Below are 24,900 nucleotides of genomic sequence, written 5' to 3'. Positions count from 1 at the left end.
CGGCCTCTGCGCGTGGGTGGTGATAGGGTCACTGCCATGGCGAACGTCGCAGTCATCGGGGCCGGCGCGTGGGGGACGGCGCTGGCGAAGTTGCTGGCGGACAAGGGCAACCCCACCGCGCTCTGGGCGCACCACGGCGAGCTCGCCGAGCGCATCGGCCGCGAGCGCCAGAACGACCGGTACCTGCCGGGCGTGGAGCTGCCCGCGAGCCTGCGGGCGACCGGCGATCTCGAGGACGCGCTCCGCGGCGCGGAGCTCGCCGTCGTGGTCGTCCCGTCGCACGCGCTGCGCGAGGTCGTCCGGGAGGCAGGGCGCCACATCCCCCGCGACGCGCTCGTGTGCAGCGCGACGAAGGGCATCGAGAACGACTCGCTGATGCTGATGAGCGAGGTGCTTGTCGACGAGCTCGGGCGCGAGGCCGAGCCGCGGCTCTCGTACCTGTCGGGCCCGAGCTTCGCGCGCGAGGTCGCGGCCGGCCAGCCGACCACGGTCGTGGTCGCCGGCAGGAGCGAGCGGGAGACGCACGCGGTGCAGCGCATGTTCGCGACCGATCGGTTCCGGGTCTACTCGTCCGATGACGTCGTGGGCGTGGAGGTCGGCGGTGCCCTCAAGAACGTCATCGCCATCGCCGCCGGCATCTGCGACGGCCTCGGCTTCGGCCACAACGCGCGCGCCGGGCTCATCACGCGCGGCCTCGCGGAGATCGGCCGCGTGGCGGCGGCGAAGGGGGCGAACCCGCTCACGCTCGCGGGGCTCTCCGGCATGGGCGACCTGGTGCTCACGTGCACGGGCGAGCTGTCGCGCAACCGCACCGTCGGGATCGAGATGGGCAGGGGACGGAAGCTCGACGAGATCCTCGCCGGCCTCGGCCATGTCGCCGAGGGCGTGAAGACCGCAAAGAGCGCGCACGACCTCGCGGACAAGCTGGGCGTGAGCGCGCCGATTACGATCGAGGTGTACCGGATGCTGTACGAGGGAAAGCCGCCGCAGCAGGCCGTCGTGGACCTCATGACCCGCGCCCTCACGAGAGAGTGAGACGCGGGGCCGGCTCGCGGGAAGGCACTTTCTCGCGCCGCAGCGCGCCTCGCCTCTCGCGAGCGTGTAAAGTGGCGGCGCGATGCAAACGCGACCTCTCGTGAGTCTCCTCTCCGCGCTCCTCCTGTCGAGCGTCAGCTCGACGGCCGCTGCCCAGTACGGCACGCCGCCCTACGGTGGTCAGCAGGGCGGCGCGTACGGCGGTCAGTACGGCGGCGGGTACGGAGGCCAGTACGGCGGCTACGGGTACGCGCCGCCGAAGAAGAGCGAGCCCAAGTCGACGCCGCTCGAGGTCGGCTACCTCTACGCCACCTCCGTGGCCTACGGCGTGGGGACCGGCATCTGGATCGACGCGGTCGCCGGCATCGACGATCCCGGCGTGCAGTTCATCGCCCCCGCGCTCCTCGGCGTCGCGGCGCCGGTCGGCGTCTACTTCCTCGACTCGCCGCCGATGCCGCGCGGCATGCCGTCCGCGATCGCCACGGGCATGGTGATCGGCGCGGGCGAGGGGCTCGGCATCGCCTCCTACCAGTACGTCAGCGCGCGGAAGGGCAAGGAGTGGGGCTTCCTCGGGCTCGCGACAGCCGAGGTGGTCGGCTCCACCGTCGGCGGCGCGGCGGGCTGGGGGTTCTACTACCTCCTCCGGCCCAAGCCGCAGACCAACATGCTCGTCGCCTCGGGCGCCGTCTGGGGCTCGCTCATCGGCAGCGCGTTCGGGGCCGCCGCCAGCAATGGCGACTGGAGCGAGTCGAACGACAGCATCTCGCTCGGCGGCCTCATCGGGTTCAACGTCGCGACCGCGGGCGCCGTTGGCCTGTCCGTCGCGTGGACGCCCTCGTGGAACCAGCTCGCGTGGATGTGGGGTGGACTCGGCATCGGCACGGTGGTGTCGTTGCCCATCTACTTCGCGTACATCGGGAGCGATCACGACCCCCGCCGCGGCCTCATCGCCCAGGGCGCGGCGGGCACCCTCGGCCTCGTCGCGGGCGCCTTGTTCCTCGGGAGGCCGGACTCGAGCGCCTCCGTCGCCCTGGACGACCAGGAAGATCGTGGCCGCCCCCCGTTCGCGCGCGTGCTCGGCGGCAGCCTCACGCCTTACCGAGGCGGGCTCGGCGCCGTCGTCGTCGGAGAGCTCTGGTAAGCCGCGGTGTGCCGTCCAACACGGCTGCATGAGGCCGCGGCACGCCTGCTATGCTCCCCTCGATGCCGACCCTGAAGTATTTCGCCTCCGAGGGCGCGCCACGCCTGTACAGCGTCCACAAGCCGGTCACGACGATCGGCAAGGCGCTCGGAAACGACGTCGCGGTCGCCGGGGCAGGGGTGCTGGACCATCACGCGCAGATCGTGTTCGACGGGCGCGATTTCGTGCTGGAGGAGTGCGAGCGCGACGGGGAGATCGCGATCAACGGCAAGAAGAAGCGGCGCGCCCGCCTGGTGCACGGCGACCGGCTCCAGCTCGGCACGGTCGAGGTCGGCTTCTCGATGTTCGCCGAGGCGCCGACCGTCCAGGAGCGGCTCCCGGCGGGCGACGGCAGGGCAGAGCGGTCCGCGCCGCCGCAGGGCTCGTCGGAGCTCGCCGGCGTCCGCAAGCTGTTCGCGTTCAGCGAGAAGCTCATCAACCGGCGCAGCGTCGACGAGCTCCTCGAGGCGATGCTCGACGACGTCATCGAGCTGACGCACGCCGACAAGGGCTTCCTCCTGCTCCTCGAGGGGGCGGAGGCGGCGGCCGACACGGCGGCCTGCGGCGGCGCTCCGGCCGCGGGCGGCGAGCGCAAGCTGGCGGTGCGCGCGTCGCGCAACGTCCGCAAGGAGGCCATCACCGACGCGGCCGGGGGGATCTCGGACAGCATCGTGCGTCAGGTCATCGTCTCGGGCCGCCCGGTGATCGTGTCCGACGCGCTCGCCGACACGCAGTTCGGCCGGAGCGACAGCGTCATCGCGATGAAGCTCTCCAGCGTGATGTGCGCGCCGCTCCTGTCGCAGGGCCAGATCATCGGCGCGCTCTACGTCGGCAACGACAAGATCAAGCACCTCTTCGACCGCGCCCAGCTCGACCTGCTCAGCATCTTCGCGTCCCAGGCCTCGCTCATCCTCCAGAACGCGATGCTCCTGAACGCCCTCAGGGCCGACAAGGCCAAGCTCGTCGCCGAGCTGCACGACAAGAAGTTCGGCGAGATCATCGGCGCCTGCCCGTCGATGCTCGAGGTGTTCCGCAAGCTGCAGAAGGTCGCGGCGACCGACATCAGCGTGCTCATCACGGGCGAGACGGGGACCGGGAAAGAGCTCATCGCGCGGGAGCTGCACCGGCGCAGCCCGCGCGAGGGCGGCCCCTTCGTCACCATCAACTGCGGCGCGATCCCCGAGAACCTCATCGAGAGCGAGCTCTTCGGCCACGTGAAGGGCGCCTTCACCGGCGCCATCGCCAGCCGCCCGGGCAAGTTCCAGATCGCCGACAAGGGCACGCTGTTCCTCGACGAGATCGGCGAGCTGCCGCTGAACCTCCAGGTGAAGCTCCTCCGCGCGCTCCAGGAGCGGGTGGTCTTCCGCGTCGGCGACTCGAAGCCCGAGAAGGTCGACATCCGCATCGTCGCCGCCACGAACAGGAACCTCGAGGAGGAGATCCGCGCCGGCAATTTCCGGGAGGATCTCTACTACCGGCTCAACGTCGTGAACCTGTGGCTCCCGCCGCTCCGCGAGCGGGGTGACGACGTGCTCATCATCGCCAAGGTCCTGCTCTCGAAGTACGCCGACGAGCTCGGCAGCGCCGTGCGAGGCTTCAGCCCGGCCGCGCTCGCCGCGATCAAGAAGTACCCCTGGCCGGGCAACATCCGGCAGCTCGAGAACCGCATCAAGAAGGCGCTCGTCCTCTGCGACCAGGCGCTCCTCGCCGTGGAGGATCTCGATCTCGGCCCAGGGGCCGAGACGGCCATCATGCCGCTGGAGAAGGCCAAGGAGGAGTTCCAGCGGCGGTACGTGCTGGAGGCGCTCGAGCGCAACAACGGCAACCGCACGCAGACGGCCCGCGACCTCGGCGTCGACCCGCGCACCATCTTCCGCTACCTCGAGAAGGAGCAGAACCCGATGCCGAGCGGGGCCGGCGGCGTGGCCCGCGATCCGACCGAAGCGTGATGGACTACAACCCCGAAGGGCCCTTCGCAGATCCCTGTCCCACCAAGACCCGCGCCGACCTCGAGTGGGATCGCGTCCTCGAGGCGCTCGCGGAGCGATGCGCGTCTCGGGGCGGGAAGCGGCTGGCCCGGGCGCTGCCGTTCGCGTCGACGCGCGCCGAGGCCCTCACCGCGCTCGCGGAGGTGCGCGAGGCGGTGGAGCTCGCCCGCGCCGGGGAGCCGGTGCCGTCGCGCGACGTCGCGGAGCTCGAGGACGCGCTCGATCGGGCCCGCATCGGCGCGGCGCTCGCGAACGAGGAGCTGCGCGCCGTGCTCGGCCTCCTCGAGGCCGCGCGGACGTCGCGGCAGTACCTGCAGAACCGGCGTCAGATCGCGCCAGCGCTCTACGCCGCGTGCGCGACCGACCCGGAGCTCGACGCCGTCGCGCGCGAGCTCGCGGCGGCCTTCGATCCGGACGGCACGCTCGCCGATCGCGCGTCGCCGCGCCTGGAGGCGCTGCGCGCGGAGCGGCGCGCGGTGCGCGAGCGGCTCGTCCGGCGCCTCGAGGACCTCATCCAGAAGCACGAGGACATCCTCCAGGACCGCTACTGGACGGAGCGCGACGGGCGCTACGTGCTGCCGGTGCGATCCGACGCGCACGAGCGCTTCCCCGGCATCGTCCACGCAACGAGCGCGAGCGGCGCCACCGTGTTCGTGGAGCCCCGGGTGCTCGTCGAGACGGGCAACCGGATGAAGATGGTCGACGCCGAGGTCGCGCGGGAGGAGCTCGCGATCTACGCGGCGCTCACCGCCCGCGTGGCCGAGGACGTCGAGAGCGTCGCGGCCGCCGCGCGCGCGCTGGCCCACGCCGACGTGCGGGCCGCGGCGGCGCGGCTCGCGGAGGACCTCGACCTCACCTTCCCGGACGTCCCGGGGGACGCCTTCGATGCCGGGCGGGGCGCCTCGGAGGGCGGCTCGAGGCCGACCTCCATCGAGCTCGTCGGGGGCCGCCACCCGCTCCTCGCGCTCGACGGCGTGAAGGTGGTCCCGAGCGACCTCGCGATGAGCGCGGGCCGCGCGATGATCGTCTCCGGACCGAACGCCGGCGGCAAGACCGTGGCCCTGAAGACGCTCGGGCTCGCGGCGCTGATGGTCCGCGCGGGCCTGCCGGTCGCGGCGAGGGAGGGCTCTCGCGTCGCGCTCTTCGACGTCGTGCTGACCGACGTCGGCGACGAGCAGAACCTCCACAAGAACCTGTCGACCTTCAGCGCCCACGTGAAGAACCTGGGGCGGATCCTCGGCGAGACGCGCCCCGGCGCGCTCGTCCTGCTCGACGAGCTCGCCGGCGGCACCGATCCGCGCGAGGGCGAGGCGCTCGCCGCGGCCGTGCTCGACTCGCTGTGCGCGCGGGGGGGCACCGTCGCCAGCACCACGCACTACGAGGGCCTCAAGGCGCTCGCGCTCGGTGATCAGCGCTTCGAGAACGCCTCGGTCGGCTTCGATCTCGCCACCATGAGCCCGACCTTCCGGCTCGTCGTCGGCGTGCCCGGCGCCTCGAGCGCGCTCGCCGTCGCGCGGCGGTTCGGCATCCCGGGCGCCGTGCTCGAGCGGGCCGAGCGCTTCCTCACGAAGGAGGCGGTCACCTTCGAGCAGATGGTCGAGAAGCTCTCCGCCGAGCGCCGCGCGCTCGAGCTCGCGCGCGAGGACGCCGAGCGGGAGGCGGCCGCCGCCCGCGCGAAGCGGCGGGAGCTGGAGGCGGAGATCGAGCGGGCTCGGGACAAGGAGCGCGGCGTGATCACGCGGGAGGGGGAGGCGCTGCTCGCCAGCCTGCGGCGCGCGCGCGAGGACCTCAAGGCGGCGCAGGCGCGCCTGCGCGGCAAGCCCACCGAGGAGGACGTGCGCGCGGCCGCTCGCGCCATGGACGCGGTCGGGCAGAAGACGTCGATCGGCGGCGAGCTCGAGCTGCGCCCGAAGGACGAGCCGCACGCGCGGCCGGCGATCGATCCGGCCTCGATCCGCGTCGGCGCCCGCGTCTACGTGCCTCGCTTGCGGGCCGAGGCCGAGGTGGTGGAGGTCCTGTCGGGCGGCCAGCTGCGGGTCACCGCCGGCTCGCTCAAGCTCACGACCTCGATCGCCGAGCTGCGCGGCACCGGCGCGCCGCCGGCCGCCGCGGCGCCGCCGCAGCGCCGCGTCGATCTGGACGCCGCCGCCGACCCCGACGTCCCGATCCAGACGGCGGACAACACGGTGGATCTCCGCGGCCTGCGCGCGCACGAGGCGGTCGCCATGGCCGAGCAGTTCCTCGACCGCTCGCTCGGCGCGGGCCGCAAGGTCACGTTCTTCGTCCACGGGCACGGCACGGGCGCCCTGCGCGATGCCGTCCGCGAGGCGCTGCGCGGGAGCCCGTACGTGGCGCGCCTCCGCCCGGGCGGACCGAGCGAGGGCGGCGACGGCGTTACGGTCGCCTGGCTGAAGTGGTGAGGGATCGCGCGCCCGAGCGACAGCGCGTCGTGACGCTCAGCGATCCCGGTCGACGCGGCCGAGGTTCTCGGCGATCCGGTCGAGCACGCCGTTCACGAAGGCGCCGCTCTCCTCGCTGCCGTAGCGCTTGGCGAGCTCGACCGCCTCGTCGAGGATGACCGCGCGCGGCACCTCCGGGCGGTTCATGAGCTCCCACGCGCCGAGCCGGAGGACGTTCCGATCCACGCGCGCCATCCGCTCGAGGCGCCAGTTCGTGCTCGCCTTCCGGATCGCCTCGTCCACGGCCGCGAGATCCTCGGCGACACCGACCACCACCTCGTCCGCGTAGGCGCGTCCCTCGGGATCGCCCGGCGTCTCGCGCCAGAAGGTCGCGACGACGCGGGGCGCCGAGCTCCCGCCAGCTTCCACCGCGAACAGCATCTGCAAGGCCGCTTCGCGGCCGGTAGAGCGCGCACCCATCTCTCAGAACCTTCGTTTACAGGCCAGCAGTGTCCAGCGCGGCGCCGAGCGCGAGCATCTCGATCGCGCTGACGGCGGCCTCCCACCCCTTATTGCCATGCTTCGTGCCCGCCCGCTCGACCGCTTGCTCGATCGAGTCGGTCGTGAGCACCCCGAACGTGACCGGCACCCCGGTCTGGAGCGACACGGTCGCGATCCCCTTCGTGACCTCGGCCGACACGTAGTCGAAATGCGGCGTCGAGCCCCGGATCACCGCGCCCAGGGTGATGATCGCGTCGACGCTCTTCTTGTGCGCGAGCCTCCCCACGATGGTGGGCATCTCCCACGCGCCCGGGACGCGCACGATCGACGTCCGACCGAGCGCGCCGCCGTGCCGCGCGATGGCGTCGAGCGCGCCCTCGACCAGGCGGTCGACGATGAAGTGGTTGAAGCGGCTCGCCACGAGCGCGAAGCGCGCCCCCGGCGGGACCACCAGGTTCCCTTCGATCACCCTCGCCTGTGCTTGCCCGACCGCTTGCTCTGCCATCCGCCGTTCCTCTCTCCTGCCGCGCGAGGTGCGCGATCGTCGCGATCGCGATCCTGTCCGAGCGTCCTTTTACCAGCGAACGAGCGCGCCCGTCTGTCAGGCCTCGCCCTTCATCGAGACGAGCGCGCCCGTCTGTCAGGCCTCGCCCTTCATCGAGACGAGCGGCACCCGCTCGATCACGGTGAGCCCGTACCCGGTGATCCCCGCGATCTTCGGCTGGCTGTTCGTGAGGAGCCGGATCTGGTGCACGCCGAGGTCCGCCAGGACCTGCGCGCCGAGGCCGAACTCCCGCAGCGTCCACGGCTGCTGCGTCTTCACGACGGGGAGCGCCTCGTCGGAGCCCGAGCCCTTCAGCAGCTCCAGCTCGCGGCCCAGGTCCCCTCGCGACGGGATGTAGACGACCACCCCGACGCCGGCGCTCTCGATCGCGAGGAGCGCCTCGCGCAGGTTCGAGCCGCCGTCGAGGGGCGTCGAGCTGAAGAGGTCCGCGATGGTCGACCCGGAGTGCACGCGGCACAGGATGGGGTCCGGCGTCGCCACCGCGCCCTTGGTCAGCGCGAGGAACTGCCGCTGCTCGTTGATCACCTCGTAGACGTACACGGTCCACTCGGTGCCCGTCAGGTCGAGCCGCAGCGTCCGCTCGCCCACGCAGCGGACCAGCCGCTCGGTCTGGAGCCGGTACTGGATCAGGTCCGCCACCGTCACGATCAGCAGGCCGTGCTTCGCGGCGAACACCTCGAGGTCCCGCATGCGGGCCATGCTGCCGTCGTCGTTCATGATCTCGCAGATCACGCCCGCCGGCCGGAGCCCGGCGAGGCGCGCGAGATCCACGGACCCCTCGGTCTGCCCCGTCCGCACGAGCACGCCCCCGCGGCGCGCCTTCAGCGGAAAGACGTGCCCCGGCGTGACGAGATCCTCGGGCGCGGCGTCGCGCGCGATCGCGACCCGGATCGTGTGCGCCCGATCGGCGGCGCTGATCCCGGTCGTCACCCCGGTGCGCGCCTCGATGCTGACGGTGAAGGCGGTGCCGAGCGGCGGTCCGCTCCGCCCTGGCGCGGACATCATCGGCAGCTCGAGGCGCGCCACCTGCTCCTCGTCGAGGGCGAGGCAGATGAGGCCGCGCCCGTGCATGGCCATGAAGTTGATCGCCTCGGGGGTGACCGCCTCCGCGGCCATGCAGAGATCCCCCTCGTTCTCGCGATCCTCGTCGTCGACGAGGATCACCATCTTGCCCGCGCGGATGTGATCGAGCGCGGTGTTCACGCGGTCGAGGACCGCTTTGTCGATGGTCAGCCGATGAGGCATCGGGCCCCCGGAGGTCATGTCCTGGTCGAGCCTGCCGCTCGAGGCGGCTGACACAGCCTCACCAGAATCCCCCCGCGCGCAGCTTTGCGAGGAGTCGTTCGTCGTGATCCGCATGCTCTCCCGTATTTCCGCGCTCTTCGCCGCGCTCGGCGGAGGCATCGCCGCCGCGCGCGTCTTGGCTCGAGAGGCCCTTCACGCTGGCGAGCGATGCGACCTCGAGCGCCCGCGCCACGTAGCGCGCGAGCACGTCAACTTCAAGGTTGACGGCCGCGCCGGGGCGGAGCTCTCCGAGGAGAGTCCGGCCGATGGTGTGCGGCACCAGCATCACATCGAACCAGATCTCGGCGGCGCCAGGCGCGGATACGGCGTTGAGCGTGAGGCTCGCGCCGTCGACGGCGATCGAGCCCTTGGGAGCGAGGTACGGCGCGAGCTCGGGCGGGGCGCTCACCCGGAGGCGGATCGCGTCGCCGGCCCGCGCGTGCTCGACGACGCGGCCGAGCCCGTCGACGTGGCCCAGCACCACGTGCCCCCCCATCCGCGCGCCGAGCGGCGTCGCGCGCTCTAGGTGGACGCGCGCGCCGAGCGGCAGCGCGCCGAGCGTGGTGCGGCCGAGGGTCTCGGCCGACATGTCGCACTCGAACCCGCCGGGCGCGATGCGATCGACGGTGAGGCAGGCGCCGTTCACGCTCACGGACTCGCCGAGCGTCAGCGGCCCGAGGCTCGCCTCGACGAGCGCGCGGGCCACGGCGCCGCCGCTCCGGCGGCGGAGGACCCCGATCGTCTCGACAAGCCCTGTGAACATCGCCGACGCCCCTCTGCCTAGCCCTTCGAGGTGCGGTGCCCCTGGCTTGTCAGGAGCTTGTCGATGAGCCCCTGCGAGTAGCCGGACAGCTCGGTGAAGACGACCCCCATCCCCTGCGGATCGTCGTGCACGCGCACGACCTCGCCGACGCCCTCGACCGTCTCGATGTCGTCCATGATCACGGTGAACCGCAGGTTCACCTTCGTCCCGACGGCGAGCGGCGTCTTCGATCGCACGAACACGCCGGTCCGCGAGATGTTCGTCACGTACTCGTTGATGAACGCGTCGTAGGACTCGAACTCCTTGTTGATGGTGACGCGCTCTTCCTTGCGCCCCGTCTTCGCGTCGCTGCTCTCCGGAGAACCCTGATCGTCCACCATGACGCCTTACCTGCCTTGCAGATCGAACTGCTCGAGGTGGTACTCCTTCCGGGGCACGAGATCGATCCGGCGCTGGAACAGCCGCTCCGCCTCTTGCACGGCGATGCGCTCGTCGTTCTTCAGCAGATCGATCACGGCCGGGTGCGCGTTGACCACGACCGAGTAGCCGGGCAGGTTCATCCGCTCGCGCCGTATCTGCCGCAGGATCTCGTAGGCGACCGTCTGCTTGGACTGCAGCTGGCCCGTCCCGTCGCAGTAGAAGCACGGCTCGAGGATCGTCCGCCCGAGGCTCTCGCGCGTCCGCTTCCGGGTCATCTCGATGAGGCCCAGATCGGAGATCCGGTTCAGCGTGGTCTTCGCCTTGTCCCTGGAGAGCAGCTCCTCGAGGCGGCGCCGCACCTTCTCCCGGTTCTGGGCGCGCTCCATGTCGATGAGGTCGAGGATGATGAGCCCGCCGATGTTGCGGAACCGGAGCTGATAGGCGATCTCCTCGACCGCCTCCAGGTTCGTGGTCAGGATCGTCTCCTCGAGATCCTTCGACCCCTTGCCGACGAACCGCCCTGTGTTCACGTCGATCGCGGTGAGCGCCTCGGCCTGATCGATGATCAGGTGCCCGCCCGAGGGCAGCGGGACCTTCCGCGACAGCGCGCGCTGGATCTCGTCCTCGATCCCGTACGCGTCGAAGATCGGCTCCGTCCCCTCGTAGAGCTCCACCGCGTCGGCGCGCTCGGGCATGAACATCTCGACGAAGCGCCGCAGCCGGATGTACTCCTCGCGGTCGTCGATCACGATCTTCTCGATGTCGTCGGTGAAGAGGTCGCGGGCGGTCTTCAGCACGAGGTCGAGCTCGGTGTAGAGCACCGCCGGCGCCCTCACGCCGCTCTCGCGCTTCTTCGCGACCTCGCCCCAGAGGCGAACGAGGTAGCCGACGTCGGCCTTGAGCTGCTTCTTCGTGAGGCCCTCGGCGAGCGTGCGCACGATGAGCCCGCCCTGCGGGGGCTTCATCGCCTCGATGGCGTCCCGCAGCCGGGATCGCTCCTTCTCCGAGCCGATGCGCTTGGAGATCCCGATGTGATCGACCGTCGGCAGGTACACGACATAGCGGCCGGGCAACGAGATGTGGCTCGTGACCCGGGCGCCCTTCGTCCCGATCGGCTCCTTCGAGACCTGGACGATGACCTCCTGCCCTTCGCGGACGACCTCGCGGATCGGCGTCGACTTCGAGATCCGCGGCGGCTCGTTCTGCCAGCTGCGCGAGCTCTGCTGGCCCCGCGCTGCGCTCTTGCCCTTGCCGTCCCGCGGCTGCTCGCGCCCACGCGCCCGCTGCTCGCGCCCGCGTTGTTCGCGATCGCGCCCGCCCTGCTGTCCTTTGCCGCTCCGGTCGCGCCCTTCGCGTCCGTCCCGGCCCTCTCGGCCTTCACGCGGCGCCTCGCGCCCCTCGCGGCCTTCACGCGGCGCCTCGCGCCCCTCGCGGCCTTCACGCGGCGCCTCGCGCCCCTCGCGGCCTTCGCGCGGCGCCTCGCGGCCTTCGCGCGGCGCCTCGCGGCCTTCGCGCCCTTCTCGGCCCTCGCGCGGGGCGTGCCGTCCCTCGCGCGGCGCCTCGCGCCCTTCGCGCCCCTCGCGTGCTTCCGCGGGGGCCGCTTCCCCGGGCGCGGCGCTGCCGCCCTCGAGGTTGGCGCGCCGGTCGCGCGTCCGTCCCGATCGGCGCACGCGCGCCTCCCGCCGTCCGCGCGCGCGCCCGCTGCGCGCCCGCGCTGCCGGCGGGACGTCATCGCCCGAGGCGGCTGCGGCGGCTTCCGGGACCGGCGGCGCGTTCGCCTCCTGTCCGGCCGGCCACTCGCCGGCAGCGCCGTGCGCGACGGGCTCGTCCGACGTGCTCGCCTCATGCGCTTCCGTCTCGCCGCTGTCCGCCGTGTTGCTCAGCGCCTCCGGATGCTCCTCGGCCGCGCTCCACGCGTCCGCGCCATCGTCCGGTGGCGGTGAGGCAGGCTCGACCTCGTAGGCGGGCGTATCGAGCTCGTCGTCGTCCTCGACGCTCACCTCGTCGGCGTCGCTGCCTCCGCCAGGCGCGACCAGCTCCTCGTCGTCGTCGTCCGCGCCGTCGTGCGCGTGCCCGTCGTCGATCTCCGGCTCCGGGTCGTCGGCCTCGTCGAGCGCCACCATCGTCCCCACGCCGGCGAACGCCTGGCCGGAGGGGCTTCCGAGCACGTCGAGCGCCGTCGGCAGCTCGATCGGCACGTCGCTTCCTTCGTCGAGCGAGCCGCCGGCCTCGGCCGGGACGCCGGCCTCGAATCCTTCGTCTGCCCCGAAGTCCGCCCGTTCCCGGAGCTCGTGGCGTCCGGGTGCCAGGTCGGGGCTCTCGGGCGCGGCTTCTGCGCCCGATAGCTCATGCACCTCGCTTTCCTCAGGCCCAGGCGCCTCGGTGCCGCGCACGGCGCGGCCTCGCGAGGAGGCGCGCTCTTCCTCGGCAGTCCGGCGGTGCCCAGCCAGGTACGCCTCGAAATCGTCGGGCCGGATGAGGTCCTCGACGTGCAGGAAGGCTGCTCGCTCGAGCCCCACGTCGATGAACGCGGCCTGCATTCCGGGCAAAACGCGGCTGACCTTGCCGAGGTAGATGTTTCCGAGCGTCCCCTTGGAGCTCTCCCGCTCGAGATGCAGCTCAGCGATGATCCCGTTTTCGATCAGCGCGACGCGTGTCTCGCGGATGTCCACATTGATGACGAGAAGGTTCTTTCCCATGTCGGATGCCGCACATCGGCGGCGCCGCCAAGCGTTACCACGGGTTGCCCGGCCCATGAAGGCGCAACCCGGAGTATGCTGCGCGATTGGGGCCCGGGACCGGAGGTCGCCGAGGCAGGCCGGCCGCCAGCGCGTGAGCTACCTCGCGTCTCCGCCGCTCTGCCTCGACGGAGCCCGGCGCCGAGCCCGCCGACCGGCGGCGCCTGCGGCTGGGCCAGGCCCTGGGCCGGGAGCGCCGGGTCGAGGCCTGCGCATGGCGGCGAGGGCGCGCGACCTGGGGCGACGTCCCTCAGGAGGCCCTCCCGGCCCTCGCTCGGACCTGAACCGCCCTTTCCCCTCGTCCCCTAGGCCCCGCGCCGCCGCTTCCGTCCTGCTCCCGGGCCGCCGGCTTCGTGCCCCGCGCCGCCCTGCGCCGGCTGCCGGCCCGCGACGGCCGGCGCGGGCGCGCCGTCCGTCGCGGCTCGGCCCGCATAAAGGCCGAAGGGGGCGGCCATCTGGCGCCCCCTTCGGAGATGCGCTGCTGTTGTCAGGAGCTCACAGGCCACACACCGGCTCTCCGGCGGCATCGCAGCGTTCGGCGCACTCCTCGCAAACAGTGCACGTGAGGAGGGCGTCGTAGGCCTCGACCCCGGCCGCGTTGTCCGTGCGGCACGTCTCGATGCACGCGGCCGGGTCTTCCTCCTCGCCGCAGTCAGCGATACACAGCACCAGAGCACGACAATCGCTGCTGTCCACGCAGGCCTTGCGGACCTCTTTGCACGGCCCATCGACGGCGCACTTGTAGCAGCCCGTATTCGTGTCGCGGCCGCACGTGTCCGTCGTGTCATCACAGGTCGGGGTACCCGTCGAGGAAGTGCTCGTGGCGCTCGCGCCTCCTTCTCCGCCGGCGCCGCCGCTGCCGCCGGAGCCGCCATTACCGCCGTTGCCGCCGCCACCGCCGCTGCCGTTGCCGCCGCCAGAGCTGCTGCTCCCGCTGCCGCTGGTGGTGCTGGAGCCCGACGGCGTGTTGCCGTCATCACCGCAAGCCACGAGGGCGCAGCCGGAAATCAAAACCGCAGCGAATACCCAAGATTTCATGCTCAATACCTCCACAGAACCCAACCGACCCTTCATTCGTGTACTCGGCGCCCCCCCAACGCTCGGCATGCCTGCCAAACCACCCGTTTTCCTGCGACCGGCCCCCGGGTGCACCTGTGCAGATCGTCGGTCAGAGAGAAGCATCGCGCGTGGAGTTCAAAGAAAAACAGCCACGCAAGTCGTTTCTACACGCTCGGGATCGGCCGCGCAACGGCGTCGCTCGCCCCGGCACCCACCTGCCGTGGCGCTCTAAGCGGTTTGCTCGCAGATCTCTCCAAGAGCACGGCCAGAGCACCGCTCTCGCGGGGCCTCAGCTGTCGCAAAATTCTGCTAAAGCGGGATGTCTCCGTGCTTCTTCGGTGGGTTCCTGTCCCGCTCGTCGCGCAGGAGGTCGAGGGCCCGAGCCAGTCGAGTGTGGAGCATGCGCGGGTAGATCACCTCGTCTATGAAGCCGAGCTCGGCCGTCTTGTACGGGTTGGCGAATTTCGCCTTGTCGTCATCGGCGAAGCGTGCGCGGGCGGCGGCCGGGCGGCCGCTCGCTGGAGCTCGCCGCGGTACAGGATGCTCACCGCGCTTTCCGGGCCCATGAGCGCGATCTCGGCCGCTGGGGAGGCGAGGTTGTAATCGGGCCCGGATGTGCTTGGAGCCATGACGTCGTAAGCGCCGCCGTAGGCTTTGCGGGTGATCCCCGTCACCTTGGGCACGGTGGCTCTGGCGAACGCATAGAGGAGCTTCGCTCCGTGAGCGATGATGGGGCGCCTATCTTCATCGCGAGGTCCATCACCTGGCAGATCTTCGGTGCGTACGCGCCGGAGAGCGAGCCGCCGATCACGGTGAAGTCCTGCCCCCCGGCGAGCGCGCGGCGGTTCATGGCGTCGAGACAAGCGAGCGCCGGAGGTCTGGGGGTCGTCGGAGCAGCCATGCCGGCGCCCTGACAGGCGCCCCGGAGGGATCGAAATCCTGCTGCGCGCGACGGCGCGACGCCATGACAGGGCGGCGACCCCTGCAGCCGGTACGACAAGGGGGCGAGGCCGGCGGAAACGTGCGAACCGTGCGAAACATACGAAACACGCGAAGCACGCGAAGCTTGCGCGACGCGGAGACGTGCGGGGCGCGAGGACCTGCGACGGAAAATGACCGGGGTCCTCGAGCGGCTCCGCCCTACTCTCTTGCGCGGGCGAGGGGACACCACGTACGCTGAGCGGCGCTCAGCTGCCGATGGTAAATGCAGGAATTCCCGATACGTAGACCATCCGAAGACCGGGACGCGGGGGCCGCCATCGCCGCTGCGGACCCGCCGCGCCGCGACTTCGAACGGGGCAGCTCGGGCCGGTGTGGCAGCAGAGCGGTCGCCTGCCACGGCAACTGACGTGCGGCGCCTCGTGAGATGCGCACGGAACAGCGTCACCGGCAGCCCTCGAGCGTTCGCGGGAGCGCCACGTGCTCCTGGCTCGCGACGCCTCGCGCTCGACGGCCTCAGCGTGGCCTTCCGCCTCGCGTCGCGGGGTGAGATCGTTTCGGACGAGAGGTCGCTCGAGTGAAGCTCGCTCAGACTCGTGAGGCTCGTGCCCTGGCCGTCGCCGCCGTGGCGCGAGGGCTCATCGAGCCCAACGCCCTTTGGGATATGGCTTGCCGATGGACGCTCGGCGGCGCGTCGACGCCCCAGGAGCTCTTCGAGGGGATCCTCACGCCGGAGCAGCTGGCGGCGCTGCCGGAGCTGCTCGCGCAGGAGGGCCGCAGCCCGCCCGTCGCGCGCGCCCTCTCGCCGCAGAGCGAGGACGAGGACGCGCTGCGCTTCGACACCCAGCGGGAGATCGACCTGCCAGGAGAGGACGTCGGGGCCGATTTCCCGACGCTCGCGACCTCCGCCACGCGCGCCGTGAACTCCGGCGGCAGCCGGTACGAGGTGGGCGAGGCGCTCGGGGCCGGGGGCGCCGGGAAGGTCGTGAAGGCGCGCGACCGCGAGATCGGGCGCGTGGTCGCGCTGAAGACCTTGAAGCCGGGGGCCGAGGAGGACTCCGCGGTGGGCAACCGCTTCCGGACCGAGGCGCGGATCACGGCCCAGCTCGAGCACCCGAACATCATCCCGGTCTATGACCTCGGCACGCTACCGAACGGTCAGCCCTACTACTCCATGCGGGTCGTCAAGCGGCAGAGCCTGCAGAACGTGCTGACGAACCCCGAGCTCCGCAGGCAATGGCCGCTCGTCCGGCTCATCGGCGCGTTCGTGCAGATCTCCCGGGCGCTGGCCTACGCGCACCGGCGAGGCGTCGCCCACCGCGACATCAAGCCGGAGAACGTGCTGCTCGGCGACTACGGCGAGGTCTACCTGGGCGACTGGGGCAACGCGAAGCTGCTCGCGAGGGCGGAGGTGAGCGAGCCGATCTCCGTCGATCCGAGCGGGCAGGACTTCGGCAGGCGGCGGCACGAGGCGATCGCGAGCGCGCTCTCGGGCACGCCCGGCTACATCGCGCCCGAGCAGATCCGAGGGGACCACGCGCGGATCGATCACCGCGCGGACATCTTCGCGCTCGGCGTGGTGCTCTACGAGATCCTCACCGGCGAGCACCCGTTCGACGCGGCGACCGTCCTCGCCGTGATCCTCGCGACGCAGACGCGCGACCCCAGGCCGCCGCGCTCGATCGCGCCGAGCTGCCCGCTGCTGCTCGAGGACCTCTGCCTGGCGATGCTCGCGAAGGATCCCGATCAGCGGCCGCCGACCGCCGACCGCGTCGCGGCGGAGGCGGAGGCGTTTCTCGAGGGCGCCAAGGAGCGGATGCGCCGCCGCGAGGAGGCCATCAAGCTCTGCGAGCTCGCCAAGGCCCCGCTCGAGCGCGACCGGCGGCTCGACGGCGAGCGCGAGCGGCTCGTCGAGGAGGCGCGGCGGCTGCTCAAGGACGTGAAGGAGTACGAGGCGATCGAGCGCAAGCGGGCGGGGTGGCAGCTCGAGGACAGGGCCGCCGGGGTCGAGCGCGAGCAGGCGCGCGCCGCGGCGGAGGCGATCGACCTCTACACGAAGGCGCTGGCGTACGATCCGGACCTGGTCGAGGCGCGCGCAGGGCTCGCGGACCTGTACTGGTCGCGCGCGGTGCGGGCGGACCAAGAGCACCAGCACGCGGCGCGCATCTACCACGAGGCGCTCGTGGCGGAGTTCGACGTGGGCCGCTACGCCGCGCTGCTCACCGCCGATTCGGTCCTCTCGTTCGACTCGTCGCCGCCCGGCGCGAGCGTCGTCGCGTACCGCTACGTCGAGAAGGATCGCATCCTCGTGGCCAGCGACGAGCGCTCGCTCGGCCGCACCCCGCTCCGCGAGGTGCACCTCAAGCCAGGCAGCTACCTCTTCATCCTGAAGCGCGCCGGCTGCCGGGACGTGCGCTACCCGCTGCTGCTCAAGCGGGGCACCCACCACCGCGTCGAGGTCAACCTCTACACCGACGCGGAGATCGGCGAGGGGTTCGTGTACATCCCGGGGGGGACCTTCATCGCCGGCGGCGACGCGCACGCCTACGATCCGCTCCGCCGCGCCGAGCTCCACGTCCCCGACGTCGCGATCGCGAAGTTCCCCGTCACCTTCCGCGAGTACTGCGAGTTCCTGAACGAGCTCGAGACGCGCGATCTCGACCTCGCCCTCAAGCGCGCGCCGCACGGGACGCGCGGCTCCGAGGGCTACGTCGCGCGGCCCGCCAGCAGCGGCGGCTGGGAGCCGTTGCCCAGCGTCGTCGAGGGCGACGCGCAGAAGCGGTTCCCGGCGGAGGAAGGGCACCTCTGGAACCTGCCGGTCATCCTCATCGACTGGTTCGACGCCGTCGCCTACTGCCGTTTCCGGAGCGAGCGCGACGGGATCGAGGTCCGACTCCCGACCGAGCTGGAGTGGGAGAAGGCGGCTCGCGGGACCGACGGCCGGTTCTATCCGTGGGGAGATCACTTCGACCCGACGTTCTGTCTGATGCGCTCGTCGCGGCCGTTCCTGGCGCAGCCAGAGCCGGTCGGGACCTTTCCCATCGACACCTCGCCCTACGGCGTGCGCGACATGGCGGGCGGCGTGCGCGAGTGGGTCGCCGACGTGAACGGCGAGAGATCGTGGGCGGAGACGTCGGGTGAGCTCGAATCGGCCGCCGACGCTGGCGGGGACGCGCCGCCGTGGCGCATCGCCCGCTCCGGGAACTGGGCCGCGGACTCGCAGCAGTGCAGGAGCGCGTCGCGCACCCGCTTCTTCGGGATCGCGCGGGCGCTGAACCTGTCGTTCCGGGTCGCGAAGCCGCTCTCGCGGGGACCGGGTCGCTGAGCCGGCGGCTCAGCCGCCAGGCCCCGCCGGGGGGTCGACGTACTCGACCTCGACGCCGCGGTGCGTGCGGAGGACGGTGCGCCCCGGCCCGCGATCGACGACGTACTCGGGGCCGATGGGCACCTTGCCCATCCCGCCTGGCGTATCCACGATCAGCTTCGGCAGCGCGATGCCGGTGAGCCGGCCCTGGAGCTGCTCCATGAGGGAGACGCCGGTCGCGAGCGGCGTGCGCAGGTGCGCCGTGCCGCGCACGGGGTCCATCTGGAGCAGGTAATAGGGGCGCACCCGCCAGCGCACGAGACCCCGGAAGAGCGTGGCCAGCGTCGTCGCATCGTCGTTGATGCCGCGCAGCAGCACGGTCTGGTTCATGACGGGAAAGCCGTGATCCGCGAGGCGCTTGCAGGCGCGCTCGGCGGCGGGCGTGAGCTCCTTCGGGTGGTTGAAGTGCGTCATCACCCAGAGCGGGTGGTACGGCTTGAGCGCGCGCACGAGCTCTGCGGTGATCCGCTGCGGCAGCGTGACCGGAACGCGCGTGGCGATCCGGATCGTCTCCACGCTCCGGATCTGCCGCAGCCGAGCAATGAGCCGCACGACGCGGTCCGTCGAGACGGCGAGGGGGTCGCCGCCGCTCACGATGACATCGCGCACTTCCGGGTGCGCCTCCAGGTACGCCATCGCGGGCGCGAGGCGCTCGAGCGCCACCGCGCCGCCGCCGTCGCCGACCATGCGTGAGCGGGTGCAGAAGCGGCAGTACACGGCGCAGCGGTCGGTCGCGAGGAGCAGCGCGCGATCCGGGTACCGCTGCACGAGGTGGGGGGCGACCTCGTGCGCGACCTCGCCGAGGGGGTCGACCAGATCGCCGGGCACCTCGGCGGCCTCGTCCGCGAGCGGCACGCACTGCCGGCGGATCGGGCACGCCGGATCGTCCTTGTCGCAGAGGCTCAGGTAATAGGGGGTGACGCGGACGGGCAGCCCCGCCCTCTCGGCGCGCCTGGCGCCGGCGAGCTCCTCCGGCGTGAGCGACAGCGCCCGGTGGAGGTCGTCGGCGCTCGAGAGCGCGTGGCGCAGCTGCCATGTCCAGTCGCTCTTCCGCGCCTTCACGCGGGCAGGTCGCGCTTCCTGCGCGCTCGCGGCGAGCGGACCCGGTCGCTCCGGCAGCGCGACGGCGCGGGCGTTCGCGCCTTCTTCGCCGGATCGCCGGGCGAGCCGCGCGGCGGCGACGAGCTCGCTACTTGCCCGCATCGCTCGACGGCGCCGCGGCAGCGCCGGCCTGCTCCGGCTGTGGCGCGCGGGGCTTCGCGGGATCGGGCTGCGCCGCGCTACCGGTCTGCATGAGCTGCTCCGGCAGCTTGACCGAGGAGAGCGCCGCCTCGTTGATCTCGACGGGGAACTTCTTCCGCAGCTCGTCCTCGATGGCGCGCTCCTGGTCCTGCATCTTCTGCTGGAGGAGCGCGACCCGGATCGAGCGTTCGGCCTCCGCGAACTCGCGCCGGTGCCCGCTGGTGAGCCCGTTCAGGCGGACGATGAAGAACCGTCCGTCGGCCTCGACGAGCTCCTCGCCGACCGCACCCACGCTGCCGATGCGAAAGGCGGCCTCGCGGACCGGCTGTGGGACGCGGGGGTGGGCGCCGCGCTGATCGCCGGGCGGGCCGACGATGCCGAGCTCTCCGGCGAGATCGAGCGGCGGGGCTGCGCTCTTGTCCTTCGGCGCCGTGAGCGAGTGCTTGAGGAAGAGCTCCCCCCACGCGCTGCTGCTCCCGGCCTTCTGCGCCTCCTTGAGGATCTTCTCCCCGAGCGCTCTATCGCCGACGACGATGGCGGCGACGCGCCTGCGCTCGGGCTCGCTGAACTTGTCCGCGTTCGCCTCGTAGTACGCGCGCACCTCGGACGCGGGGATGTCGGCCGGCGCCGGCAGGCCCTTTCGAGCCCGGGCGATCATCGCCTCGCGGAGGATCTGCCGGATCGCGTCCTCGACAGCGGGGTCCTTGTCGAGGCCCCGGCGCCGGGCTTCCAGCGCGAGCAGCTCCGCGTCGACGATCTCGCTGAGCAGCTCGCGGCGCCGCTCCTTCGTCTGGTACCGGAGCCGATCGAACTGATCCATGCGCTCCAGCGTCCTGCCGAAGTCGCCCAGGGTGATCACCCTGTCCCCGACCTTCGCGAGCACGCGCGCAGACTGCTCGGCGGTGAGGCCGAAGACCGGATCCCCCGCGTCCGAGGGGACCTGGAGGGCGGGCTCGTCGCAGCTCGCGACGAGCGCGACGAGCGAGATGGCGAGCAGGGGTCGGCGCACCGGAGCTCGGGTCATTGCTGGCTCGGGGTCTAGCACGGTTTCAGCGTGGCTCGAGGTCGCTGCGCCTCGTTCAGGCTGGCGCGTCGGCGGACGCCTCGGCTCGTCGCGCGCGCGGAGCGCTCGAACGCGCGCTCAGTCGACGATCGTGCCGATCTCTTCGCCCCTGCAGACGCGGAGGATGTTGCCGCGGGTCATGAGCTTGAACACCCGGATGGGCATCTTGTTCTCGCGGCAGAGCGTGACCGCCGTCGAGTCCATGACCCCGATCCTGTCGGAGAGGAAGCGGTCGTAGCTCAGGTGCGCGAACATCTGCGCGCCTTCGTGGCGCACGGGATCGCGGTCGTAGATGCCTTCGACCTTGGTCGCCTTGAACAGCGCCTGCGCCTGGATCTCCATGGCCCGCAGCGCCGCCGCCGTATCGGTCGAGAAGAACGGGTTGCCCGTGCCCGCGGCGAAGATGACGATGCTGCCCTTCTCCAGGTGCCGCATCGCCCTGCGGCGGATGTACGGCTCGGCGACCTGCCGGATCTCGATCGCGGTCATCACGCGCGTCGGCACGCCCGTCTTTTCGAGCGCGTCCTGCAGGGCGAGCGCGTTGATGACGGTGGCGAGCATGCCCATGTAGTCGCTCTGGGAGCGGTCCATCCCCGCGCTCGCGCCCTTCAGCCCGCGGAAGATGTTGCCGCCGCCCACGACGACCCCGATCTGCACCCCCATCCGCTGGAGCTCGGCGACCTCGCCGGCCACGTGGTGGAGCGTCTCGGGACGTATGCCGAACCCCCCTTCCTCGCCGCAGAGCGCTTCGCCGCTCAGCTTGAGCACGATGCGGCGGTACTTCAGCCCGGGGGCCGGACGAGGGGGAGGGGGAAGGAGAGAGTCCTGGTCAGCGGCCACGGTGCGACCTCGTAGCCGGGACCTGCGTGGAGGGCAACGAACAACGTGAACCATCGCCCGGGCCAAGCGGCCGCGCGCGCCGCAACGGAGGAAGAGCGAAAGCAGAACCAGAGGAAGCGAGGAAAGCCGAGGGAAGCCGAGGGAAGTAGAGGAAGCAGAGCAGGCAGGACCGCCGGTGCGGCATGTACCTTGCGCTTGCCGGGGTGGGGAGCTACTCTCGGCCCCCCTATGGCGCGTGTGACTGTGGAAGACTGCCTCGAGCGCGAGGAAAACCGTTTTGCTCTCGTCGTGCTCGCGGCCAACCGGACGCGGCAGCTCATGAAGGGCTCGGACGCTCTCGTGAAGACGAAGAACAAGCCTGCCGTGACCAGCCTCCGAGAGATCGCGGCGGGCAAGGTGCACTTCCACCGGAGCTCCCACGAGGTCGTCTCCGAGTGGCTCCAGCAGATGAACGCTGGCGGCCAGCGCTGATGCCGCACCGGAAGGGCGCGCGTCCGGTGATGCGCGCCTCCGTCGGGGCTCCGTTCCGCAGCTCGCTCCCGTCACCGTGCCAGCGCTCTGCCTGATCTGTTGCCTCGCATGAGCGGGATGGCCACGAAGCGGCCGGCGCATGTTTCGGGCTCCGGCCAGCGTCGCGATCCGGAGCTCGAGGCTGGGACGTCGGCCCACTACGAGGATCCGGCGTACTACGCGAAGACGTACGCGCGCCGGAAGGATGACGTCCGCTACTACGTCGACCTCGCCATCGCGTCGGCGGGGCCAGTGCTCGAGTACGGCTGCGGCAACGGACGGATCACGCTGCCTGTCGCGAGGGCGGGGGTCCAGATCACCGGCGTGGACCTGTCGGCGCCGATGCTCGGCGATCTGCGCGCGCAGCTTGGACGCGAGCCGCGCGATGTCTCCTCTCGCGTGAGCCTCCGGCGGGGCGACATGCGGGCGCTGCGGCTAGGGCGCCGCTTTCCGCTCGTGATCTGCCCGTTCAACGCCTTCTTGCACCTGTACACGCGCGTGGACGTGGAGCGATTCCTCGCGCGAGCGCGCGAGCATCTGACGCCGAAGGGCGAGCTCGTCTTCGACGTTTCCATGCCCGAGCCGGCGGAGCTCGCGCGAGATCCGGATCGCGCCTATGCCACGCCGCGGTTCCGGTACCCCGCGAAGGATGGCCCTGGCGAGTTCGTCCGGTACACGGAGCGGTTCGACTACGACAAGGTCCGGCAGATCCTGTTCGTTTCCATGGAGTTCTCGCCCGTCGACGGCGGCGAGCGCTGGATGACGCCGCTCGCCCATCGTCAGTTCTACCCGCAGGAGCTCGAAGCCCTGCTCCACTACAACGGCTTCGAGGTCACGGCGCTTCGCAGCGATTTTTCCGCGGAGCCGCCCGACAACCAGACGAGCATGCTGCTCTATCATTGCCGGCCACGCCGTTCTGGTCGGGCCCGCCGCCCTGGAAATGAAGGGGGCCGCTGAAGGGCGCGCGGCACCGGCTTTCGAACGCCCGGATCCTGCTGCGCCTCGGGCCGCCCTGTGGCGGCGCCAGGTCGATATCGGGCCATGCGCGACGTATCCGCGCACCAGCGCGCGTGTGCCCCTGGTCCTGCGGCACCGAGGTCGCGCCAGATGCGGCCGTTGCCTGGAGTCTCAGACCCCGATGTAGAGGCGATGAGCGAAGTTGCGCTCGAGCTTGGCGCGCAGCACCTTCTCCGCCGCCGTCTCGATGTCGTACTCGACGCGCTTGAACTCGAAGCGCTTCGTGTCGCTGTCGTAGACCGTGTAGCTCGCGCGGTTGTCGTAGTCCCGCGGCTGTCCCACCGAGCCGACGCTCACGATGTACTTGCGACCCTGCTCGAGCTGGAAGTCCACCGCGGGGAGCTCCTCGACGCTGTTCGGTGTGAGCGCGAACACCTTGCAGAGATGGGAGTGGCCGATCAGCGTGATGTGACCGAGCTCGTTCCACATCGGGAGGCATTCGCGCGCCTGCTCCGGGGCGAAGATGTACTCGAACTCTTCCAGCCGGACGGGTGAGCCATGGCAGAGGTCGACGTTGATGTCCGTCAACTTCTCCTGGTACGTCAGGCTCCGGAGCCAGGCCGCGTTCTCGGCGGACAGCATCGCAGCGTGGGTGTCGAGCGCCTGCCGGGCGGCCTCGTAGTAATACGAGTAGTCCATCCGACCAGCGACGGCCGCGTCGTGGTTGCCGAGGATCGTCTTCTTGGCCACCTTGCGGACGAGATCGGCGCACTCGTTCGGCGAGCCGCCGTAGCCGACCGTATCCCCGAGGCAGTAGTAAACGTCGATACGTTCGTGGCGGTAGGACTCGAGCACAGCGCTGAGCGCCTCGTAGTTGGCGTGCGTATCGCTGAAAATCCCGAGTCTCATTTCGACGCGAGGGCGGAGCTTAGCACGAAGGCCTCGACTTCCGTTAGGAATTCAAACCCGAATCCGCGGACGGGCCGGTTGGACCGGCACCGAGCTTTGTTAGCTCGTTCTCGTTGGCGTTCTCGTTGGCGTTCTCGTTGGCGTTCTCGTTCTGGTTGTGTCGGCTGGTTCGTCGGTCCTGCTGGTTCCGGCGGTTCCGTTGCCTCCGGCGGTTCCGTCGGCTCCGCCAGATTCATCGGTCCTGTCGGTTTCGTCAGATTTGTTGGCTCCGACGGCCCGTGCTCACGCTGCGCCCGGGGATCTGCAGAGGACGGTCGAGGGCCGGACACGGTCCTTGCGGAGCTTGCCGAGGCGCTCCCAGCACGACCACGTTGACGAGCGGCCACCCGCACCGGAGAAGAATAGCGTGGAGCCCATGAATACCAAACAGAACGGTGCAGGGACCTCTCCGATTTCTGCGGAGCGGCCGGCCGAGTCTGCGCTGTCCGCTGCAGCTGTCGAACCTGTCGCGCCGCCGCCGTCCACCGTGGAGGATCTCGCCGAGGGGTGCGTGCGGTTTGTGGAGCGCGCCCTCGGCGTACGGCTTGACTATCGGCCGGAGACCCTGCCTCTGCTCGACCACTACCTCGAGCAGGCGCGCGGCGCGACGTCGGAGCGGGTCGAGGCCTTGCCGATGGTCGCGCACATGGCAGGCGCTTACTTCGGCGAGGTGATCCGGCGCCGACACGCGTCGTGGTGGCGCCTGGATGGCGAAGATCCGACCTACTGGCAGGTGCAGTTCGGGTCGGTCTACCTCGCTTTCAGCCCCGTCCTCTTCGTGCGCGAGGCGCTCACGCGCGGACACCGGGCCGACGCCGCGCTGGACCTCGCAGAGGACTCCCTGAGCGGCGATCCGGCGGCGCTGGAGCTGCAGGAAGACGATCGCGAGGCGGTCGCGGCCAGGCTCGCGGAGCTGCCGTCGGTCTCGGAAAACGAGTACTACGCCCCCTCGACGCGGCTCGAGGTGATCGACATCGCCGTGGACGCGATCCGTTCGCGTCGGCTCGCGGCCGGCGAGGACACCGACGCCGCGCTCGACCCGGGCGACTACGAGCGCGGCGGCGACTGACGCCGGGATCGCCGCGCGCCGGCAGATCACGCTCGC

Annotated in this window: 21 protein-coding genes and 1 pseudogene; 9 read left to right on the top strand and 13 right to left on the bottom strand. The window is 71.1% G+C overall.

Annotated features, from left to right (window positions below):
- The first annotated feature begins 36 nt into the window (after nt 1-36).
- The 4 genes from WMF14_RS39230 to WMF14_RS39215 all read left to right on the top strand — a co-directional run bounded on the left by WMF14_RS39230 (nt 37) and on the right by WMF14_RS39215 (nt 6,623).
- A complete protein-coding gene (locus tag WMF14_RS39230; protein WP_272102820.1) occupies nt 37-1,035 on the top strand; it encodes an NAD(P)H-dependent glycerol-3-phosphate dehydrogenase in 999 nt (332 codons plus the stop codon).
- A 100-nt stretch (nt 1,036-1,135) separates the two neighbouring features.
- Nucleotides 1,136-2,176 (top strand): hypothetical protein, encoded by a 1,041-nt coding sequence (locus WMF14_RS39225; RefSeq protein ID WP_437794862.1) that lies wholly within the window; start codon nt 1,136-1,138, stop codon nt 2,174-2,176.
- 50 nt (nt 2,177-2,226) lie between these two features.
- A complete protein-coding gene (locus WMF14_RS39220) occupies nt 2,227-4,164 on the top strand; it encodes a sigma 54-interacting transcriptional regulator (protein WP_437794859.1) in 1,938 nt (645 codons plus the stop codon).
- A complete protein-coding gene (locus WMF14_RS39215; protein WP_437794857.1) occupies nt 4,164-6,623 on the top strand; it encodes an endonuclease MutS2 in 2,460 nt (819 codons plus the stop codon). The genes WMF14_RS39220 and WMF14_RS39215 overlap by 1 nt, the downstream gene beginning before the upstream one ends.
- 36 nt (nt 6,624-6,659) lie before the next feature.
- Here the strand turns inward: WMF14_RS39215 and nusB are convergent, their stop codons facing one another.
- The 9 genes and pseudogenes from nusB to WMF14_RS39170 all read right to left on the bottom strand — a co-directional run bounded on the left by nusB (nt 6,660) and on the right by WMF14_RS39170 (nt 14,615).
- Entirely contained in the window at nt 6,660-7,082 is a 423-nt protein-coding gene (gene nusB, locus WMF14_RS39210; RefSeq protein WP_012239877.1) for a transcription antitermination factor NusB, read from the bottom strand.
- A gap of 16 nt (nt 7,083-7,098) precedes the next feature.
- On the bottom strand, nt 7,099-7,608 hold the full coding sequence (gene ribH, locus WMF14_RS39205) for a 6,7-dimethyl-8-ribityllumazine synthase (RefSeq protein WP_437794854.1): 510 nt from the start codon (nt 7,606-7,608) through the stop codon (nt 7,099-7,101).
- A gap of 135 nt (nt 7,609-7,743) precedes the next feature.
- The gene (gene ribB / locus WMF14_RS39200) at nt 7,744-8,913 is read right to left on the bottom strand and encodes a 3,4-dihydroxy-2-butanone-4-phosphate synthase (RefSeq protein ID WP_437325097.1); all 1,170 of its coding nucleotides are present in this window, start codon (nt 8,911-8,913) and stop codon (nt 7,744-7,746) included.
- Nucleotides 8,914-8,971: 58 nt separating this feature from the next.
- The gene (locus tag WMF14_RS39195) at nt 8,972-9,715 is read right to left on the bottom strand and encodes a riboflavin synthase (RefSeq protein ID WP_437325096.1); all 744 of its coding nucleotides are present in this window, start codon (nt 9,713-9,715) and stop codon (nt 8,972-8,974) included.
- A gap of 17 nt (nt 9,716-9,732) precedes the next feature.
- A complete protein-coding gene (locus WMF14_RS39190; RefSeq protein ID WP_272102827.1) occupies nt 9,733-10,095 on the bottom strand; it encodes a PilZ domain-containing protein in 363 nt (120 codons plus the stop codon).
- A 6-nt stretch (nt 10,096-10,101) separates the two neighbouring features.
- Entirely contained in the window at nt 10,102-12,834 is a 2,733-nt protein-coding gene (locus WMF14_RS39185) for an Rne/Rng family ribonuclease (RefSeq protein ID WP_437794850.1), read from the bottom strand.
- A 344-nt stretch (nt 12,835-13,178) separates the two neighbouring features.
- Nucleotides 13,179-13,328, bottom strand: coding sequence for a hypothetical protein (locus WMF14_RS39180; protein WP_437794848.1), 150 nt, complete (start codon nt 13,326-13,328; stop codon nt 13,179-13,181).
- A gap of 40 nt (nt 13,329-13,368) precedes the next feature.
- Nucleotides 13,369-13,911 (bottom strand): hypothetical protein, encoded by a 543-nt coding sequence (locus tag WMF14_RS39175; RefSeq protein WP_437794845.1) that lies wholly within the window; start codon nt 13,909-13,911, stop codon nt 13,369-13,371.
- 330 nt (nt 13,912-14,241) lie between these two features.
- Nucleotides 14,242-14,615: pseudogene (locus tag WMF14_RS39170) on the bottom strand (carboxyl transferase domain-containing protein).
- A gap of 36 nt (nt 14,616-14,651) precedes the next feature.
- Between WMF14_RS39170 and WMF14_RS39165 the strand changes: the two are divergent.
- Nucleotides 14,652-14,846, top strand: coding sequence for a hypothetical protein (locus WMF14_RS39165; protein ID WP_272102830.1), 195 nt, complete (start codon nt 14,652-14,654; stop codon nt 14,844-14,846).
- Between the two features lie 689 nt (nt 14,847-15,535).
- Complete coding sequence (locus tag WMF14_RS39160; protein ID WP_272102831.1) at nt 15,536-18,196, top strand: bifunctional serine/threonine-protein kinase/formylglycine-generating enzyme family protein; 2,661 nt, start codon at nt 15,536-15,538, stop codon at nt 18,194-18,196.
- 9 nt (nt 18,197-18,205) lie between these two features.
- On the opposite strand, the gene WMF14_RS39155 is transcribed toward WMF14_RS39160, so the two are convergent.
- The 3 genes from WMF14_RS39155 to pyrH form a co-directional block, all read right to left on the bottom strand.
- A complete protein-coding gene (locus WMF14_RS39155) occupies nt 18,206-19,438 on the bottom strand; it encodes a KamA family radical SAM protein (RefSeq protein ID WP_437794842.1) in 1,233 nt (410 codons plus the stop codon).
- Nucleotides 19,425-20,486, bottom strand: a complete 1,062-nt coding sequence (locus tag WMF14_RS39150; protein ID WP_437794840.1) for a peptidylprolyl isomerase — start codon at nt 20,484-20,486, stop codon at nt 19,425-19,427. Before WMF14_RS39150 ends, WMF14_RS39155 begins: the two co-directional genes overlap by 14 nt.
- A gap of 132 nt (nt 20,487-20,618) precedes the next feature.
- Entirely contained in the window at nt 20,619-21,380 is a 762-nt protein-coding gene (gene pyrH / locus WMF14_RS39145; protein ID WP_437794837.1) for a UMP kinase, read from the bottom strand.
- 228 nt (nt 21,381-21,608) lie between these two features.
- On the opposite strand from pyrH, the gene rpoZ reads away from it, so the two are divergent.
- Nucleotides 21,609-21,851 carry a DNA-directed RNA polymerase subunit omega gene (rpoZ, locus tag WMF14_RS39140; protein WP_044966694.1) on the top strand — a complete coding sequence of 81 codons (243 nt, stop codon included), beginning with the start codon at nt 21,609-21,611 and terminating at the stop codon, nt 21,849-21,851.
- Between the two features lie 117 nt (nt 21,852-21,968).
- Nucleotides 21,969-22,847 carry a class I SAM-dependent methyltransferase gene (locus WMF14_RS39135; RefSeq protein WP_437794835.1) on the top strand — a complete coding sequence of 293 codons (879 nt, stop codon included), beginning with the start codon at nt 21,969-21,971 and terminating at the stop codon, nt 22,845-22,847.
- A 171-nt stretch (nt 22,848-23,018) separates the two neighbouring features.
- Here WMF14_RS39135 and WMF14_RS39130 read toward each other — a convergent pair whose 3' ends face one another.
- A complete protein-coding gene (locus WMF14_RS39130) occupies nt 23,019-23,756 on the bottom strand; it encodes a metallophosphoesterase family protein (RefSeq protein WP_272102835.1) in 738 nt (245 codons plus the stop codon).
- A gap of 415 nt (nt 23,757-24,171) precedes the next feature.
- Between WMF14_RS39130 and WMF14_RS39125 the strand changes: the two genes are divergently transcribed.
- Nucleotides 24,172-24,864 (top strand): hypothetical protein, encoded by a 693-nt coding sequence (locus WMF14_RS39125; protein WP_272102836.1) that lies wholly within the window; start codon nt 24,172-24,174, stop codon nt 24,862-24,864.
- Nucleotides 24,865-24,900 lie beyond the last annotated feature (36 nt).

Source organism: Sorangium sp. So ce693 (assembly GCF_051521375.1).
Lineage (GTDB): Bacteria > Myxococcota_A > Polyangia > Polyangiales > Polyangiaceae > Sorangium > Sorangium atrum.
The sequence above is the reverse complement of the archived record's forward strand: the minus strand, read 5'-3'. Positions and strand labels throughout refer to the sequence as shown.